The sequence below is a fragment of the Bradyrhizobium vignae genome, from assembly GCF_900324035.1.
In the GTDB taxonomy this organism is placed as follows: Bacteria; Pseudomonadota; Alphaproteobacteria; order Rhizobiales; family Xanthobacteraceae; genus Bradyrhizobium; species Bradyrhizobium vignae.
In genome coordinates, this window is record NZ_LS398110.1 from 5,912,996 (window position 1) to 5,930,121 (window position 17,126).

The 17,126-nt window shown below is 64.5% G+C and carries 20 protein-coding genes and 1 riboswitch; of the genes, 10 read left to right on the top strand and 10 right to left on the bottom strand.

Translation table 11 applies throughout. The features are described from left to right. Positions 1-358: 358 nt before the first annotated feature. Positions 359-1,093, top strand: coding sequence for a TlyA family RNA methyltransferase (locus tag BRAD3257_RS28735; RefSeq protein ID WP_122404672.1), 735 nt, complete (start codon positions 359-361; stop codon positions 1,091-1,093). After that, positions 1,086-2,333 (top strand): class I SAM-dependent RNA methyltransferase, encoded by a 1,248-nt coding sequence (locus BRAD3257_RS28740; RefSeq protein ID WP_122404673.1) that lies wholly within the window; start codon positions 1,086-1,088, stop codon positions 2,331-2,333. Before BRAD3257_RS28735 ends, BRAD3257_RS28740 begins: the two co-directional genes overlap by 8 nt. Positions 2,334-2,399: 66 nt before the next feature. On the opposite strand, the gene BRAD3257_RS28745 is transcribed toward BRAD3257_RS28740, so the two are convergent. The 5 genes from BRAD3257_RS28745 to BRAD3257_RS28765 are packed head-to-tail and all read right to left on the bottom strand — an operon-like array spanning position 2,400 to position 7,333. After that, entirely contained in the window at positions 2,400-3,251 is an 852-nt protein-coding gene (locus BRAD3257_RS28745; RefSeq protein ID WP_122404674.1) for an ABC transporter permease, read from the bottom strand. Between the two features lie 2 nt (positions 3,252-3,253). Beyond that, the gene (locus tag BRAD3257_RS28750) at positions 3,254-4,102 is read right to left on the bottom strand and encodes an ABC transporter ATP-binding protein (protein ID WP_122404675.1); all 849 of its coding nucleotides are present in this window, start codon (positions 4,100-4,102) and stop codon (positions 3,254-3,256) included. Further along, on the bottom strand, positions 4,099-5,145 hold the full coding sequence (locus BRAD3257_RS28755; RefSeq protein WP_122404676.1) for an ABC transporter substrate-binding protein: 1,047 nt from the start codon (positions 5,143-5,145) through the stop codon (positions 4,099-4,101). Before BRAD3257_RS28755 ends, BRAD3257_RS28750 begins: the two co-directional genes overlap by 4 nt. Before the next feature lie 41 nt (positions 5,146-5,186). After that, complete coding sequence (locus BRAD3257_RS28760; protein ID WP_122404677.1) at positions 5,187-6,401, bottom strand: CaiB/BaiF CoA transferase family protein; 1,215 nt, start codon at positions 6,399-6,401, stop codon at positions 5,187-5,189. Beyond that, positions 6,398-7,333: a hydroxymethylglutaryl-CoA lyase gene (locus tag BRAD3257_RS28765; protein ID WP_122404678.1), complete on the bottom strand. Its 936-nt coding sequence runs from the start codon at positions 7,331-7,333 to the stop codon at positions 6,398-6,400. Before BRAD3257_RS28765 ends, BRAD3257_RS28760 begins: the two co-directional genes overlap by 4 nt. Between BRAD3257_RS28765 and BRAD3257_RS28770 the strand changes: the two genes are divergently transcribed. Continuing rightward, complete coding sequence (locus BRAD3257_RS28770; protein ID WP_244607730.1) at positions 7,310-8,332, top strand: GntR family transcriptional regulator; 1,023 nt, start codon at positions 7,310-7,312, stop codon at positions 8,330-8,332. The two genes, BRAD3257_RS28765 and BRAD3257_RS28770, sit on opposite strands and share 24 nt — an antisense overlap. 256 nt (positions 8,333-8,588) lie before the next feature. Here BRAD3257_RS28770 and BRAD3257_RS28780 read toward each other — a convergent pair whose 3' ends face one another. After that, on the bottom strand, positions 8,589-9,191 hold the full coding sequence (locus tag BRAD3257_RS28780) for a hypothetical protein (RefSeq protein ID WP_122404679.1): 603 nt from the start codon (positions 9,189-9,191) through the stop codon (positions 8,589-8,591). Positions 9,192-9,300: 109 nt separating this feature from the next. On the opposite strand from BRAD3257_RS28780, the gene BRAD3257_RS28785 reads away from it, so the two are divergent. Continuing rightward, positions 9,301-10,128, top strand: coding sequence for a nucleotidyltransferase domain-containing protein (locus BRAD3257_RS28785; protein ID WP_122404680.1), 828 nt, complete (start codon positions 9,301-9,303; stop codon positions 10,126-10,128). A 16-nt stretch (positions 10,129-10,144) separates the two neighbouring features. Beyond that, the gene (locus BRAD3257_RS28790) at positions 10,145-10,552 is read left to right on the top strand and encodes an enoyl-CoA hydratase/isomerase family protein (protein WP_244607731.1); all 408 of its coding nucleotides are present in this window, start codon (positions 10,145-10,147) and stop codon (positions 10,550-10,552) included. 11 nt (positions 10,553-10,563) lie between these two features. Here the strand turns inward: BRAD3257_RS28790 and BRAD3257_RS28795 are convergent, their stop codons facing one another. Both BRAD3257_RS28795 and BRAD3257_RS28800 read right to left on the bottom strand, forming a co-directional pair. Beyond that, positions 10,564-11,199, bottom strand: coding sequence for a hypothetical protein (locus BRAD3257_RS28795; protein ID WP_122404681.1), 636 nt, complete (start codon positions 11,197-11,199; stop codon positions 10,564-10,566). A 175-nt stretch (positions 11,200-11,374) separates the two neighbouring features. After that, positions 11,375-12,238 carry a DUF1194 domain-containing protein gene (locus BRAD3257_RS28800; protein WP_122404682.1) on the bottom strand — a complete coding sequence of 288 codons (864 nt, stop codon included), beginning with the start codon at positions 12,236-12,238 and terminating at the stop codon, positions 11,375-11,377. A 266-nt stretch (positions 12,239-12,504) separates the two neighbouring features. Next, positions 12,505-12,581: riboswitch (Fluoride riboswitch) on the top strand. A gap of 113 nt (positions 12,582-12,694) precedes the next feature. On the opposite strand from BRAD3257_RS28800, the gene BRAD3257_RS28810 reads away from it, so the two are divergent. Genes BRAD3257_RS28810 through clpS form a run of 5 tightly spaced genes read left to right on the top strand, consistent with a single transcriptional unit; the run spans position 12,695 to position 15,436 of the window. Next, entirely contained in the window at positions 12,695-13,897 is a 1,203-nt protein-coding gene (locus BRAD3257_RS28810; protein WP_162500625.1) for an MFS transporter, read from the top strand. Positions 13,898-13,907: 10 nt separating this feature from the next. After that, positions 13,908-14,306 (top strand): fluoride efflux transporter CrcB, encoded by a 399-nt coding sequence (gene crcB / locus BRAD3257_RS28815; RefSeq protein ID WP_122404685.1) that lies wholly within the window; start codon positions 13,908-13,910, stop codon positions 14,304-14,306. Positions 14,307-14,312: 6 nt separating this feature from the next. Beyond that, complete coding sequence (crcB, locus tag BRAD3257_RS28820; protein WP_122404686.1) at positions 14,313-14,744, top strand: fluoride efflux transporter CrcB; 432 nt, start codon at positions 14,313-14,315, stop codon at positions 14,742-14,744. 2 nt (positions 14,745-14,746) lie between these two features. Beyond that, complete coding sequence (locus BRAD3257_RS28825) at positions 14,747-15,088, top strand: DUF190 domain-containing protein (protein ID WP_122404687.1); 342 nt, start codon at positions 14,747-14,749, stop codon at positions 15,086-15,088. 42 nt (positions 15,089-15,130) lie between these two features. Beyond that, the gene (gene clpS, locus BRAD3257_RS28830; protein WP_122404688.1) at positions 15,131-15,436 is read left to right on the top strand and encodes an ATP-dependent Clp protease adapter ClpS; all 306 of its coding nucleotides are present in this window, start codon (positions 15,131-15,133) and stop codon (positions 15,434-15,436) included. Positions 15,437-15,479: 43 nt separating this feature from the next. Here clpS and BRAD3257_RS28835 read toward each other — a convergent pair whose 3' ends face one another. Both BRAD3257_RS28835 and BRAD3257_RS28840 read right to left on the bottom strand, forming a co-directional pair. Then, complete coding sequence (locus tag BRAD3257_RS28835; RefSeq protein ID WP_122404689.1) at positions 15,480-16,670, bottom strand: adenylate/guanylate cyclase domain-containing protein; 1,191 nt, start codon at positions 16,668-16,670, stop codon at positions 15,480-15,482. 31 nt (positions 16,671-16,701) lie between these two features. After that, positions 16,702-17,106: a hypothetical protein gene (locus BRAD3257_RS28840; RefSeq protein WP_122406807.1), complete on the bottom strand. Its 405-nt coding sequence runs from the start codon at positions 17,104-17,106 to the stop codon at positions 16,702-16,704. Between the last annotated feature and the right edge of the window lie 20 nt (positions 17,107-17,126).

Sequence of the window (17,126 nt, forward strand, 5' to 3'; positions counted from 1 at the left end):
TTCTTCCTCGCGGAGACACCCTCTCCCTGAGCCTTCCCCGCAAGCGAGGGAGGGAGCAGAGCATGCGCCGTGGCGCAGATCTCGATGCCAGCACTTCTCGCTTCATGAAAATGTCGGCCGTGTCAGCCAACCGCTGGTGGTGCCGGTCATGATGCCTCCATCGATGTCCAGCACGATCTGTCGAGTTCGAGGCTTGAGTCCGGATGGCGGCCGCGCGATTGATCGCTACATTAAAGCGCGATGAGATTTGGATGAATCGTCATCGCGCTTTAGCTTGTTGTTTACGCATGATCTTTCCGGAAAACCGCTTCGCACTTTTCCGGATCATGCTTTAGCGTTTCACCGCCCCGGAGATCCGATGCCCCGTCCCCGCAAGCGCGCTGATCAATTGCTGGTCGAGCGCGGCCTGTTCGAGAGCCGGGCGCGTGCACGCGCGGCGATCGAAGCCGGGCTCGTCACGGCTGACGACAAGCAGGTTTCGAAACCGTCGGAGACGATCGCTGAGGACGCGGTGATCCAGGCCGAGCCCGCGCACCCCTACGTCTCCCGCGGCGGCGTCAAGCTCGCCGGAGCGCTGGAGCGCTACCCGATTGATATCGAGGACCACGTCTGCCTCGACGTCGGCGCCTCCACCGGAGGCTTCACCGAGGTGCTGCTGGCGAACGGCGCCAGCCTGGTGTTCGCAATCGATGTCGGCAGCAGCCAGCTGCATCCCTCGCTGCGCGATCATCCCAAGATCGTCTCGATGGAGGAGACCGACATCCGCAGTTACGAGGGCAAGCGCCTGCCGGCGCGGCCCGACGTGGTCGTCATCGATGTCAGCTTCATCTCGCTGAAGGCGGTGCTGCCGGTGGCACTGTCGCTGGCGGCCGCGCCGATGAGCCTGTTGGCGCTGATCAAGCCGCAATTCGAGGCGGACCGGAAGCACAACAAGAAGGGCATCATCCGCAACGCCGCCGTGCACCAGGAGATCTGCGACGACATCGCGGCCTTTGCCGCTTCGCTCGGCTGCACAGACATCGAGGTGTTCCCCTCCTCGATCACCGGCGGTGACGGCAATATCGAATTCTTTCTGGGCGCGCGCCGTGGTTGAACGGCTGACCATCGATCATGTCGGCCATCGCGGCGACGGCGTCAGCCTCGACGCCGGCGAAGCAATCTACGTGCCCTACACGCTCGGCGGTGAGACCGTCGAAGTCGATCACGTCGTGGGCCACCATCCCGACCGACGCAAGCTGCTCGCGGTGGAGGTCGCAAGTCCCGAACGCATCGCGCCATTCTGTCCGCATTTCGGCGTCTGTGGCGGCTGCGCCATCCAGCATTGGGCGGCCGAGCCGTATCGCGCCTGGAAACGCGATATCGTGGTGGACACGCTGGCGCAGGCCGGCGTCGATTGCGAGGTGGCGCCGCTGGTCGATGCCCACGGCGCCGGACGCCGCCGCATCACGCTGCACGGCCGGTTCGGCACGCATGACATCCTCAAGGTCGGCTTCTCCGCAGCGAGCTCGCATGACGTCATTCCGATTCATCGCTGTCCCATCCTCGATCCCACACTCGAGGGGGCGCTCGATGCCGCCTGGGCACTGGCCGAGCCGCTGACCTCCAAGATGCCGGTGACGAAGCCGCTCGACATCCAGGTCACTGCGACCGCCAACGGCCTCGACGTCGACGTGCGCGGCTCCGGCCCGCTGCCCACGCCGCTGGTCGCGGCGCTGTCGCGCGTCGCCGAGCAGCATCGCCTGGCACGACTGACGCGGCACGGCGAGCTGGTGCTGCAGCGCCTGCCACCGACGGTGAAGATGGGCCGCGCGGAGGTGACGCTGCCGCCAGGTTCATTCCTGCAGGCGACGGTGGCGGGCGAGGAGACGCTTGCGGCGCTCGTCACTGAGCGCATCGGCAAAGCCAAGGAGGTCGCCGATCTCTTCTGCGGCGTCGGCCCCTTCGCTCTGCGGCTCGCCGAGAAGGCCCGCGTCACCGCCTATGACAGCGACGCCGGTGCCATCGCGGCCCTCACGAAAGCCGCGCGCACACCGGGCCTGAAGCCGATCAGGTGCGAGCCGCGCGATCTGTTCCGCCGCCCCCTTGTGCCGCAGGAGCTGCGCGACTTCGACGCCGTGGTGTTCGACCCGCCGCGCCAGGGCGCGCAGGCGCAGGCGCTCAAGCTCGCCGCGAGCAAGGTGCCCGTCGTGGTCGCGGTGTCCTGCAACGCCGCAACCTTTGCCCGCGACGCGCGGCTGCTGATGGACGGAGGCTATCGGCTGGAAGCGGTGGTGCCGGTCGATCAGTTCCGCCACACGCCGCACGTGGAGCTGGTGGCACGGTTCAGCCGATGACGCCGGACTCTACTGTTCGAGCATGATCTTTCCGGAAAACCGCTGCACACTTATCCGGATCATGCTCTACGCCGACGGCTCGAATTGCGGCTGCCATCGCAACAGGTAGGACTGCAGCGAGCGCACCGCAATCGCCAGCAGGATCCCGACGAACATCATGACGAAGATGGCGACCATCATCTCGCTCGCATTGGCGCGGGCCTCGGCCTCGATGATGAGCTTGCCGAGCCCGCGTTCGGCGCCGATGAATTCTCCGACGATGACGCCGATCAGCGCAAACGACACCGCCGGCAGCAGCGACGCAAACACCCAGGCGAGCGCGGAGGGAATCACGACCGTGCGCAGCACCGTGAATTCGCTGGCGCCGAGCAGACGGGCGGCGGCGATCTGATCGCGGTCGACCGCACGCGTTCCCTCGAAGGTGTTGAAGAACACCACGAAGAACACGACGAGCCATGCCGTCGCGATCTTGGAGAGATCGCCGAGGCCGAAGATCAGGATGACGAGGGGCACCAGCGCGATGCGCGGTATCGAGTTGAGCGCCACGATGTAGGGTCCGAACACGCGGGCAAGGAAGTCCGAACGGCCGAGGACCAGGCCGGCCGCGATGCCGCTCGCCGAGCCGAACAGAAAGCCCCACCAGGTGTTCTTCAGGGTGACGAGCGTCGCAAGCCACAGATTGTTGTCGCTGCCCGTGATGCAGGCGGAAAAGCCGGCCGCGTCGGAGAAGCAGCCAAGCCGCAGAAAACTTTGCCAGATCAGCGATGGCTTGGCGACGAAATAGGGATCGAGGATCTTCGGCACGTAGGCCTTCGGCAGCAGCGCCCTGCTCCATTCGAAGCCCCACTGCCAGATGACGAGAATGGCTGCGAGAATGGCCAGTTGCCAGAGCAGGATGACGGTGCGGCTGTTGGACATGATCAGTCGGCCCTGGTGCGGCGGAATTCTTCGCCGAGGGAATGCCAGATGTGGGAATAGAGGCGGCCGAACTCGGCGGTCTCGCGCACGGCCACGGGATCGCGCGGGCGCTGGATGGCGACGTCGAAATCTTCCTTGAGACGCCCGGGCCGCGCCGACAGCAGGATGATGCGGCTCGCCAGCGTCAACGCTTCGCCGAGATCGTGCGTCACGAACAGCACGGTCTGCCGCTCGCGCTCCCAGATCTCCAGCAGCGTCTTGTGCATCTCGAGCTTGGTGTGGGTATCGAGCGCACCGAACGGCTCGTCCATGAGCAGGATCTCGGGCTCCAGGATCAGCGTGCGCATCAAGGCGACGCGCTGGCGCATGCCGCCGGACAGCATGCGCGGAAAGCTCTGCGCAAAGCCCGAGAGGCCGGCTTTCTCGACGGCCGAAGCAACGCGGCCCGCTCGCTCGGTCTTCGGCAGTCCCGCGATCTCCAGCCCATAACCGATGTTCTGCTCCACGGTTCGCCACGGGAACAGCGTATCGCGCTGGAAGACATAACCCACCCTGGGGTTGACCTTGCCGGTCTCCACCGTGTCCTCGTCGATCAGGATGCGCCCGCCCGAGCGCGGCAGCAGCCCCGCGACCATGTTGAGGATGGTGCTCTTGCCGCAGCCGGATGGACCGAGCAGCGCGACGAATTCGCCCTGCTTGACCTCGAAGGACACGTCATCCACCGCGACGAACTCGCGTCCGGACGCGTTGAAGCGCTTGGCAAGCCCCTGCACGGCAATGCGCGTGCGCGCCGCCGCTGCTGGAACGTCGCCGCGCGCGAGCGCGAGGCCCTGGCCTGGCGGGGCGATCATTTGTATTTCGCCCTGGCCGTCTGAAGGAAGCTCATGTCGACGACATCCTCGTACCTGGTCTCGGGAATGTCGGTCCCCTTGCGGTACCAGGGCTTGGCGCCGCGTTCGAACGAAGCCTTGTCGATGACGCCATCATAGGCCCAGGTCGACTTGTCGAATCCGAGCTCGGCGCTGACCGCGTCCGGATCTATCCCTGAGAAATATTTCGGCGTGACCAGCGCCTGCACCTCCGCGAGCGGCGTTGCCTTCACAAAGGCCATGGCGCGATAGATCGCGTTGACATAGGCCTGCACCATCGCCTTGTCCTGCTCGACCGTGTCCTGGAGCGTGTAGATCACCAGCACGGGCAGCGTCCCGCCGAAATCCTTTTCAAACACGCCCGGCTTGGACGTGTCGTAGATCGTTTTGCCAAAGCCCTTTTTCTCGACCTCGACGATCCAGCTCGGCGGCGCCATGATGGCGTCGAACTGCTTGGTCTGCAGCGAAGGGAACATCGTGTTGGGCCCGCCGCCTGCGACCCAGTTCACCTTGCTGCTCAGCCCGCGCGCCTCGAACACATAAGTGCCGAACACCCAGGTGCCGGATCCGATGGCGGTCGCGGCGACGATCGGCTTGGCGCCATCCGCGCGCTTATAGTCCGCGAGCTTCTCGACCGAATTGATGCCGCTGTCATAGAGGTCCTGCCGGACCATGATGTTGGCGTAGGAGCATACCATCTCGGTCGCGAGCAGGATCTTGCACGGCTTCCCGCGCGCACCGAGCTGAAGTGGATGGCTGGCGTCACCGTGGGCGAACAGCGCCTGCCCTGCCGCCAACGTCTGGCGGCCGAATGTGCCGGCATTGCCGGTAACGAGCTTGGAATCGAGCCCTTCGTCCTTGAAGTACCCCTTCAGCTCCGCGATCATGCCGATGGCATAGACCGGCGACACCGGCCCGAAGGCGAGCGAGACCTGCTTGGCCTCGGCGCGCAGCTGCCCCGGCAGCAGCGATGCGCCGGCCCATGCTGAGCCCGCGATCAGCGCCTGGCGCCTTGTCATGCTCATGTGCTCCTCCTCCCTTGGTTCTGCTCGATCGCGCCGATCGGTCAGGGCGGCGCGACCTTGACCGTCCCTGCTTGTCGCAGTGCTTCGATCTCATTCGGCGACATGCCGATCTCGCTCAGGATCTCACCGCTATGTTCGCCAATCCCGGGAGGATCGTAGCGGTTGGCAAGGCGCCTTCCATCCATGGAAATCGGCAATAGCGGCGTCTTGGCCTCGCGACCGTCGGGAAGCCGAATGTCGGTCAGGCCACCCGAACGGTTGAGATGCGGATCCTCGAAGAGATCGCCGGGCTTGTTCACCGGTGCATAAGGCAGATCGAGCTGCTCGAGGCGCGTGGCGAGATCGGCCTTGTCCCATTGCTCGAAAATCTTCGCGATCTCGGGGATCAGCCAGCTGCGATGATCGACGCGGTCGTTGCTCGTCGCAAAGCGCGGATCAGAGAGCCAGGCTTCGCGATCGAAGGCGCGGCAGAACGCTTCCCATTGCTCTTCACCGACGATGGTGACGAACAGTTTAGAGCCGTCCCGGGTGTCGAAGAGATCGTAGACCGGCCACGGGCTATCCTTGATCGAATACGGGATCGAGGGCTGACCGCTGACCACCTCGCACATCATGGCCTGCGCCATCAGGAACACGTTGTTCTCGTACAGCGCACTCTGGATGTAGCGGCCGCGGCCGGTGCGCTGCCGCTCGGCCAGCGCGGCCTGGATCGCGATCACGCCGAACATTCCGCCCATGACATCGTTGACCGAGGCGCCGGCGCGCATGGGACGGTCGGGCAAGCCGGTCATATAGGCGAGGCCGCCCATCATCTGCACGACTTCGTCGAGCGCCAGGCGGTTCTCGTACGGGCCGGGCAGATAGCCCTTGAGCGAGCAATAGATCAGGCGTGGTGCAAAGGCCGCGACACTCTCGTAGTCGAGGCCGATCCGCTTCAACAGGCCCGGCCGGAAGTTCTCGATCAGGACGTCGCTGTTCTCGATCAGCCTGCGCGCCACGTCCTGACCTTCCGCAGTCGACGTATCCAGCGCGATGCTGCGCTTGTTGCGGCTGTAGGTCGCAAAGAAGCCGGCGGCGGGCCCTTTGAAGGTGCGGGTGCGGTCCCCCTTGGGCGGCTCGACCTTGATCACGTCGGCGCCGAGATCGGCGAGGATCAGGCCGCAGCTCGGCCCCATCACCATCTGGCTGAACTCGATCACCCGAATGCCCGCCAGCGGACGAAGCTCCGATGCGGTCTCACGCGCAGCCATGGTCATGCCGCGCTCCGCAGGACCTTGGGAACACCGGCCTCGTGCAGATGCCCGGTCAAATGTTTTGCCGGGATATGGCGGGCGAGCATCTCGCGCGTCTGCATCAGGCGATCGAGGTCGATGCCGGTCGAAAGTCCCATGCGCTCCAGCATGAACACCAGATCCTCGGTGACGATGTTGCCGCGCGCGCCGGGAGCAAAGGGACAGCCACCGAGGCCGGACACTGCGGCATCGAAGCGGCGAATGCCCGCTTCGAGGCCGGCGACGGCATTGGCAAGGCCGGCCCCGAGCGTATCGTGCAGATGCAGCCGCAGCGTCATTTGTGACCCGACCTCGCGCTGCACGCCAGCAACGATCTGCCGGATCGATTTGGGCGTCGCATAGCCTACGGTGTCGGCAAGCCCGATCTCATCGGCTTGGGCTTCGGCAAAACCGCGTGCCACACGGCATACGGCCGATTCGCTCACCTCACCTTCCAGCGAGCAACCGAAGGAGGTGGAGATCGCACCCATCAAGAACGGCCGCTGATCCGCTGGCCGGGCGTCGATCGCGGCGCGGACCGCGCGAAATCCCTCGATCTGCTCTTCTATCGTGCGGCGTACGTTGGCGCGATTGTGCGTTTCGCTCGCCGAGATGACGAAATAGACGGCGTTGACGCCGGCCGCGATGGCGCGCTCGGCGCCCTTCTGGTTCGGCACCAGCGCGCCGATGGTCGCCGATTTGTGCGTGAGCGCATGCGCCATCACCACGTCGACGTCGGCGAATTGCGGCACGACCTTCGCCGGGACAAAGGAGCCGGCATCGATCTCGCGTACGCCCGCAGCGGCGATCGTGTCGATCAGCGCGCATTTGGCTTCGGTCGGAACGAAGGTGTCCAGGTTCTGGAGACCATCGCGGGGAGCGACCTCGCAAATGTGGACATCGGGCGTGCTCGCCATCTGGGCTCTCCCCTGATAGATTGTATATTATTGCATAAAAGAACAATCCGTGGGACAGTCTGTCAAGCCCTAAAGCTTGCGTGCACTGCAATGATCGCATCCGACGGTTCCCGACAGCGCAACGAGAAGAACGGTTCCGAGCGCGCCGAACATCTCGCCGGCCTGATCATGGCGCTCGCCCGCCGCGAGGGCATGAAAGCCGGCGACCGCCTGATCGAACAACGGCTTGCGGACGCGCTGGACCTTTCACGCGCGCCGATCCGGCTCGGCCTGAAGGCCCTGGAAGCGGCGGGGCTGGCGCGCGGCGAACCGCATCGCGGCTTCGTGCTGGCCAAGAATCCCACCAGCGGCGCCGCCCAGCCGGCGCTCGCGGCCGTCAGGCGCAACGAGCAGGTATATGCGACCATTGCAGGCGATGTGCTCGCGAGCCGACTCCCGGCCAACGTCACGGAGGCTGAGCTGATGCGCCGCTACGGTCTGAGCCGGGCCGAGCTGCAGCGGCTGCTCGACCGCATCGCCGCCGAGGGCTGGATCGCACGCCTGCCCGGCTACGGCTGGCGCTTCGCGGAGACGGTCTCGAGTCCCGAAGCTCAAGCGCAGGCCAAGGCCTTTCGCGCGGTGATCGAGCCGGCGGCGATCTTGCAGCCCGGCTTTGCGCTGCCGCAGGAGGTGATCATTCGCTTGCGCGAACGCCAACAGCGCGTCTTCGACGGCGAACTCGAGAAGATGACGATCGGCGAGATCTTTCACTCCGGCTGCGAATTCCATGAAGAGATCGTCCGTGGCGCCGGCAATCCATTCTTCCTCGAAGCGCTCAAGCGCGTGAACTCGATCAGGCGCCTGTTCGCCTATCGCAGCTTCGCCGATCGCGACGGCATGCGGCGCCATGTGCGCGAGCATCTGCGCCTGCTCGACGTTCTGGAAACCCGACGCTACGCCGAGGCGGCGGACCTGATGGCCAGGCACTTGCAACGCCCGCTGGTGGCGGGCGTGTCGTGATGCTCAAACCGAAATTACCCGGCACGCTGTCATGAGCCGAACGTCGCGGCGATCCTGATAACCGAACGCGCCGCGATCGCTGGGGTCGCCAACTATGTGCTCGAAGGCAACTCGGCGCAAATGCGCGACAAAGCATTCATGCGCGAGCTCGTCAGCTGGATCCGCTTCAACGAGGCGGAGGCGCTCGCGCGCGCTCTAGGTCTTTTTCGGAGCACGACCTTTTTGGAAAACTGCTTCACACTTTCCGGATCATGCTCTAGCGCCGCAAGCCGCCCAGCGCCGGAGACTCGCCGGGCAGCATCGAGGAGTTGATGTCGCTGTCCATGCGGCCCGATTGCTGCTGGGTATAGCCGACCCCGAACGACAGGCTGAGGTTGGAGGTCGGCTTGAATTCGACACCCGCAAACCCGCCATAGCCGGGCGAAGCGCTGGAGGTGAGCGGCGCCAGTGAGCTGCCGATGCCGTTGCCGAACTTCAGTGTCTCGAAACCGGCGAAGAACGTGACGGGCATGCCGCCGGCCGTCTTGATGTTGTAGCCGAACTGCGTGCTGTCATAGGACAGCGCGCTGAAATTGCCGGCCGAACCGGCCTGATTGAAGCCGCTCGAGCCAAAATTGCCGCGCTCGCTGCCGACGAAGAAACCGTTCGCATAGCTGGTACGCCAAGCCGCATCGCCGGCGTTGAAGCTCGGAAAATTGCCATAGTGGAAATCGGAGCTCTGGCCGGCGCCTCCACCGAGGCCGAAGGGCCCGCCGGGTATCCAATATCTCAGCGGCGCGACTTGCGCATGAACCAGCTCTCCGCCGAGACAGAGCACCGCGAGAGCTGCAAGGAGAGATGAACGTGCAAGGTTGAACATTCAGATGACCGTCGAGAATTTCGCAAATTATACTCCTCGACCATCATCAAAGCCAGCAGAGTGACCGTGCCGGCGTCGCGGCCGCAGGTCTTCCGGGGAACCGCATCTGATGCCGCCTGATCCCTTGCTCACCCGCCTGACATTCGCTCTTGCCGACGTACCGGGCGTTCAGGCTGTCGTGCTCGGCGGCTCGCGCGCGCGGGGCAGTGCACACGCTGCGTCGGACTACGATATCGGCCTCTATTTCAAGACGGCGATTCCGCTCGATACCGAACGGGTGCTGGCCGCCGCGAAGGACATTGCTGACGATCCCGCCACTACGACCGTGACGCCGGTCGGAGAATGGGGTCAGTGGATCGTCGGCGGCGCCTGGCTTTCGGTGGAGGGCCGCAAGGTCGACCTGCTCTACCGTGACGCCGACGCGGTCGAGGCCGTCATGGAATCCTGCTGCGCCGCGGTGGTCACCATGGACTACCAGCCCGGCCATCCGCACGGCTTCTGCTCGGCGATCTGGATGGGCGAGATCGCGTATTGTCAGCCTCTGCACGATCCGAACGGCGTGATCGCTCGGCTCAAATCAATCGCGCTGCCCTATCCGCCGGCGCTGCGTGCGGCGTTGATCCGGCGCTTCCAGTGGGAAATCTCGTTCGGTGTCGAGAATGCGGAGCTTGCGGCGGCGCGCGGCGAGCAGACTCATGTCGCGGGATGCCTCTACAGGTCGCTCGCCTGCATCGCACAGGTCCTGTTCGCACTAAACCAACGCTATCTCATCAACGAAAAGGGCGCGCTTCAGGAGGCCGCCCGCCTGCCGTTGACGATCCCGCATCTGGCACAGCAGACCAACGAGGTCTGGCGGCTGATCGGCACCGGCGCCTTGGCGCCGGCCTGCGAGATCTTGCGCAGGATCGACCGGCAGTTGAAGCTGCTGACAGCTTGAAAGCATGGAGAACCCGGTGACATCCGATAGTCCCGTCACTTACGAGCGCGCAGGCAACATCGCCCGCATCATCCCGGCGATCCACTATGCGCATCTGCCGCGCATCGTCGGACGTCACCGCGCCTTCGAGCTGCTGTTCACCGGCCGCGTCTTCAGCGCCATGGAAGCGCGCGAGCTCGGTGTGGTGAACCGCGTCGTCGGCGATGCGGAGCTCGAGCCCGAGGTGGTGAAGCTCGCCGCACAGTTCGCAGAAAAATCGGCCGCCGTGCTGCGGATGGGCCGGGCCGCCTTCATGCGCCAGATCGATCTCGATTACCGGCGCAGCATTGCAAGCGCGGTGGATGATTTCTGCAATGTCGCGACGTCGGACGAGGCGCAGGAGGGCCTGAAGGCGTTCGTGGAGAAGCGGCCGCCGAAATGGTGAGGACGGCAGCCTCAGGCGGTCTTGTCGACGGAGGACGACGAATCCGCCGGCGGATATTTCGTCACCGGGACCATGAATGATTTCGAGCCGACCTGATAGATGACCTTGCCGTTCTGTCCGTCGTCGGTTGCGATCTGCGTCTGCCCGAACATGATGACGTTCTTGTAGACGATGCCGGTGCCCTGGCGGGTGACACCGTCGGTGGTGACGCTGACCTGCGCTTCCTTGCCGTTGACCGAGAGCACCTTGAAGCTGGCGCTCTTGCCGTTGTCGGGGGAATAGCCGCCCCAGCTTCCCATGAGGCGGCTGTCAGAAGCCGGCGGGTCCTGCTTCTCGAGATTGGCGGCCTGCTTGCCAGCGCCCCCGAACGAGAACAGCAGCACCATGTTCTTGCCGTCCTTGGTGCCGACCGTGACCCCGCCAAAGGTGATGAGCGTCCCCTTGACCTCGCCAAAGCCGCGTTCGGTGTGGCCGTTATGGGTGTACTCGACCTGCGCCCGGGCCCCGCGGATGTTCACGACCTTGAAGCCGACGGGCTGGTTGTTGCCCACCCAATTGCCCTTCCAGTCACCGATCAGCGCGCTCTGGTGATACAGCCGCTCGTTGGCGGGAGAAATCTGGCTGGTGCTCGAGGTGACGATGGCCATTGGATTGCTCGGTGGACGGGTGCGATGACCCCGCTCTCATTCGCGCGTCCGACAGCAAAGTCAAAACAGCGATCGGAAACGAACTGAATCGACCGGATTAGGGCCATGTACCGGTTAACGAGCGGTTAAATTCAACCGCCGGGCGAGATGAGGCGAAACGTCCCAACGGGTTGCGCTAACGTCCCCAGCGATCCGACCAGATCTTCTCGCCAATCAGGCAGTTGACGCGCGGCTCCTTGTCGGCAACGCGCATCACGGGACGCTCCGGCGTGCGGCCGGCGACTTCCATCAGCAGCTTGGTGCGGATCGCTTCCTTGAACTTGTCGCGGTCCTTGATCGGGATGACGAAGGAGCCGGGACCTCCGATGACGCAGTCTTCGTAATAGAAATCGAGATTGTCGATATCCATCGTCGAATAGGACGGTTCCTTGACCATGATCGGCAGGCCGTTGATGATAATGCCCTTCTCGAGCGCGGCATCGCGCGCCACGGTGACCGGACCGCCATTGTTGTTGGGACCGTCGCCGGAAATGTCGATGACACGGCGCAAGCCCCGATAGGGATCTTCGTCGAAGAGCGGCATCGCGAAGGCGATTGCGCCGGAGATCGAGGTGCGCGACGCGCGCCGGATCGGCGTCTTCATGATCTCGGCGGCGACCGCATCCGCCGTCTCAGGTCCGTCGATCAGCCGCCAGGGAATGATGACTTTCTGGTCGCTGGAGGCGGCCCACTCGAAATAGGTCACCGCGATGCGGCCGTTCGGGCCGAGCTTCAGCGCCTGCAGGAACTCCTTCGACTGGATTGCCTGCGCATAGCCCTCGCGCTGGATCGCGAGCTCGTCCATGTCCATGGAGTAGGACACATCGACCGCGAGGATCAGCTCGATATCGACCGTCTGCGCGTCCTTGTCAGCCGCAAGCCGCTGCGGTTGATTCTTGGACGATTCGAATTTGGGTCCTGGTGCCGCGATGCCCGCGACTTCCCCCCCGGCTATGATGCCGGCCACCAGCACAGCCCCGATCGAGAACAGCAAACGCATCGCAGTCTCCCGTCGTATGACGCGATGGTGACATGCAATCGGCTTGCCGCAAAGGCCGAAGATCGCTTCCGCTTCACATTCGAGTTAAGGAATTGGCGCGCGTCACGCAAAGCTGCCGCCATGTTGCCGCGCTTGCGTCACCGGAACACGCGCGATCTCGCGGGCTGTCATTCCTGGACTCGCAAAGCGAGAACCCGCAATGACGGTGCCAGTGGAGACACGCACCCCGCCCACTTGTCCGGCACGATTTCCATGCTAGGGTTGGCTGCACAGATGGGGATGGAGTCCCCCGACAACCGCCCGGCGGTCGATGACCTCGTGGGCTGATGACTCCTGCTTGAGGAGAGGTAATCTTTGGGCCTCTGCCTTTGGCGGGAGCATGGACATACCCGCCGATGGCGGGTTTTTTGTTGCCTGGTGGCGAGGGCCAGGAGAGGGAGAAGGCAAAGCGTGACGATGACGACATCGAAGGCTGCACGCGCCACGCTGCCCAGGGGGATTTGGGTGCTCGGCTTCGTCTCGATGCTGATGGACATCTCCTCCGAGATGATCCACGCGCTGCTGCCGGTCTATCTCGTCACCGTGCTTGGTGCTTCCACGCTCACCGTCGGCTTCATCGAGGGCATCGCGGAGGCGACCGCCTCGATCACGAAAATCTTCTCCGGTGCATTGTCGGACTGGCTCGGACGCCGCAAGCTGCTCGCCGCGCTCGGCTATGGGCTTGCCGCTTTCACCAAGCCGCTGTTCCCACTCGCGCCCAGCGTCGGATGGCTGGTCGCTGCGCGCTTCATCGATCGTGTCGGCAAGGGCATTCGCGGCGCGCCGCGCGATGCGCTGATCGCCGATATCGCCCCCGTCGGCCTGCGCGGTGCGAGCTTTGGCCTGCGGCAATCGCTCGACACCATCGGCGCGTTCGTCGGGCCGCTCGTGGCGATCGGCCTGATGTGGAGGACGGCTGACAATTTTGCCCTCGTGTTCTGGGTGGCGGTGCTGCCGGCATTCCTGTCCTTTGGCTTGATCGCGTTCGCGGTGGACGAGCCGGAGCCGGATCCGAGCCGGAAACCTGCAGAAAACCCGCTCAATCTCGCCGCGATGCAGCAGCTCGGAGGGATCTATTGGCGTGTCGTGGCGGTCGGAATCGTCTTCACGCTCGCACGCTTCAGCGAGGCCTTCTTGATCCTGCGCGCACAGAACATCGGGCTCAATGCGATGTGGGTCCCGGCGGTCCTGGTGCTGATGAACATCGTCTATGCCCTGTCGGCCTATCCGGCCGGCGTGCTGTCGGACCGGATCAACCGGACCGGCCTGCTCGCGTTCGGCCTCGTTTTCCTCGCCGGCGCCGACCTTGCGCTGGCGCTGCTGCCGAATTTGGCCGGCCTTGCGCTCGGCATCGTGCTGTGGGGCCTGCATATGGGATTGACGCAAGGGCTGCTCTCCGCCCTCGTCGCGGATGCGGCACCGCCGGATCTGCGCGGCACCGCGTTCGGCTATTTCAACCTGTTCACCGGGCTCGCCTTGCTGGCCGCGAGCGTGATCGCAGGCGCCTTGTGGGACGCCTATGGTCCGGTAGGAACGTTCCTTGCGGGGCTCGGCTTCGCGCTGGTCTCGCTGGTGGGGCTGCTCGCCGTCGGCAAGGATCTGGCAGTAGGGGAGAAGTGATGACGGGGGGCTGTTCATCTTGCTGAGCGGAGCAATTGCGATCGTGATCGGCAGCGCGCTGGGCGGCTGCGCGCGCTATTTCGTCTCCGGTGCGATCGCGCGGCGGCTGGGCGAAACGTTTCCGTGGGGCACCATGACCATCAACGTCACGGGCGCCTTCCTGATCGGTGTTTTTGGCGCACTGGCGGCGCATCCGGGCTCGGTCTTCGCATCACCCACACCATGGCTGTTCGCGGTAACAGGGTTTCTCGGCTGCTACACCACGGTGTCCTCATTCAGCTTGCAAACGCTGACGCTCGCGCGTGGCGGCGAGCCGCTCTCGGCGCTCGGCAATGTCGCCGCCTCGGTCGGGCTGTGCCTCGCCGCCGTCAGCTGCGGCTTCCTCCTTGCGGATCGTCTGGGAGGCTAGAGGCTGATGAGCTCCCCTTCCCCTTTTGCCGAACGCTGGCGCAGCTTCGTGCTCTATGCCTGGGTTGCTGCCGGCAGCATCGTCGGCGGGGTGACGCGCTATCTTGTGGGGCTCGCGCTCGATAACGGCCGCGGCTTTCCCTTCGCGACGCTCTTCATCAACGCGACGGGATCCCTGATCATCGGCTTCTACGCCACGCTGACCGGCCCCGACGGACGCGTGCTGGCGCGGCCTGAGCACCGGCAGTTCGTCATGACGGGCTTTTGCGGCGGCTACACCACGTTTTCGACCTTCAGCCTGGAAACTTTCCGCCTGTTTCACGCCGGCATGAAATGGACGGCGCTCTCTTACATCGCGGCGTCCGTCATCTGCTGGCTGGTATCGGTCTGGGCAGGCCATATGATGGCAAGACGCTATAGCCGCTTGGCAAGGAGCTGACCATGCAAATCCCCGATCAGGCTGTTTTATTGCGCATCTTCATCGGCGAGAGCGATCATTTCGACGGCAAGCCGCTGCATGAAGCGATCGTGATGACCGCGCGCGAACGGCACCTCGCCGGCGCCACCGTGCTGCGTGGTCCCATGGGCTTCGGCAAGTCCAGCCGGCTGCACACCTCGAAGATCCTGCGGCTGTCGGAAGACCTGCCGCTGTTGATCGAGATCGTCGACAGCGAGGATAACATCAACGCATTCCTGCCCATCCTGGACGGCATGATGTCGAGCGGGCTGATCACCTTGGAGAAGGTGCAGGTCCTGCAATATGGTACGAAAGCCGCAGGCTGATCGCCCGGCAGGGAACCCAAGCCGCCGTGTCCAGGAGGCGGAATGAACGACGCCGTCACCAAGCCGAAAACCAGGACGAAGACCAAGGTCGAGCGGCCGCGGCTGCACAAGGTCATCCTGATCAACGACGACTACACCCCGCGCGAATTCGTCACCATGGTGTTGAAGGCCGAATTCCGCATGACCGAGGATCAGGCCTACAAGGTGATGATTACCGCCCACAAGCTTGGCGCCTGCGTCGTCGCCGTGTTCACCAAGGACGTCGCCGAGACCAAGGCCACGCGCGCCACCGACGCCGGCCGCGCCAAGGGCTATCCGCTGCTGTTCACGACGGAGCCGGAAGAGTAGCGCTTCGTCTTGCGACAATGAACGACATTCAGCTCATTGCACGTCACGCCATCACCACCGGCGTTTCCTCGGCGAGCCCATAAACGCGCTGCGCCTTGGAAAATCCCGCGATCGGAAATTCGCCGAGCTCGCGCCAGTCGTGGCGGCAGACATTGGCAAAACCTTCCGAGGCGACGACGGTCCGCCCCAGGCGACCCGTGATCTTCTCCAGCCGTGCCGCGAGATTGACGGCGGGGCCGATGCAGGTGAAATCGAGACGGTTGCCGCCGCCGATATTGCCATAGAGAATGTTGCCGACATGCAGTGCGACGCCGAAGCGGAAGCGCTCGACGACCTCGCCGACGGGAAAGGCGAGCGCCTCGACGCTGGCGCGGGACTCGCGCGCTGCCTCCAGCACCTGCGCGCAGACATGCGCGGCATCGCCGACATATTCGTCGATCGGAAACACCGCGAGCAGGCCGTCGCCCATGAATTTCAGCACCTCACCGCCATGGCCGCGGATCGCGGTGACCTGGCAATCGAAATATTGGTTGAGGATCTCGACCACGGTCTCGGCCGGCAGCCGGTCCGACAGTGCGGTGAAGCCGCGCAGATCCGAAAGCCAGATCACCGCCTGCATGGTGTCAGTGTGACCGCGGCGGATCTGGCCGCCGAGAATGCGCGCGCCGGCGCGGTTGCCGACATAGGTGTCGAGCAGCATCTCGGCGGTACGGCGCAGGCTGATGATCTCGCTGACGCGCGCGAGCGGCGCTATGATGCTTCGGATCGCCGCGATGTCATCGTCGCTGAATCCGCCGGGATCCTGCGTGACCCAGCTCGTCGCGTGGATGGAGCCATCGAGAAAAGGCACCGGCACGGCAACATAGTCAGTCGCGCCTTCGGCGCGCATTTCCTCGATGAACGGGAATCGCTTGCTGTCGGGATCGTTCACCCGTCCCCTGACCTCCAGCCCCTGCTGAAACACGATGCGGAGCGGACTGCGGGCGAATTCGGGGGCATCCAGAATGTCGAAATCGACACTGCCGATTTCGACCTCCTCACCCTGCCGCCAGATGAAGTTGCGGCCGAAGATCTCCGGATGCAGCGTGCGGATGAAGATGCCGAACCGCCACAGCGGCAGGCCGGCGGCGACCATACGTTCGCAGAAATCTGCGATCATCGCGGCCGGCTCCACCGACGACCAGGCGCCGTCGATCAGCCACTTGGAGATGCGCTGGAGCTCGGAACTTTCCATGAGCCCATTTGCCGACGGACGACGGGCCGCGTCAAGCCGATCTCGCCGCGCGGCTGTCCGTGCCGATGCGAGTGATGACAAGCCATGCGAACAGCAGCACGCTCAATCCAACGACAATGGATGCGGCGCCGAGTACGGGCTCGGCGGCCTTGATGCCCCAGAGCTTGAGCAGCAGCGCGCCGAGCATCACGGGAACACCGACATTGTGCATCCAGAATTGCGCGCCGGCGGCGCGTCCCGTCGCGACCGACGGATAGGCCTTGGCTGTCAGCCCGAATAACGCCATCGAGACCCACCCGAGCAGGTTGATATGGGCGTGGAGCGGGAACAGCGAATGGTCGCCGGACGCGCCCATCACGACGCCGAGGATGACCCCGGCGGCGAAATAGATGGCCGCCAGCCGGAGCCAGGCGCGGGCACACGGATTGTCGGTCATGAGGTCCTCCTCGATGATCG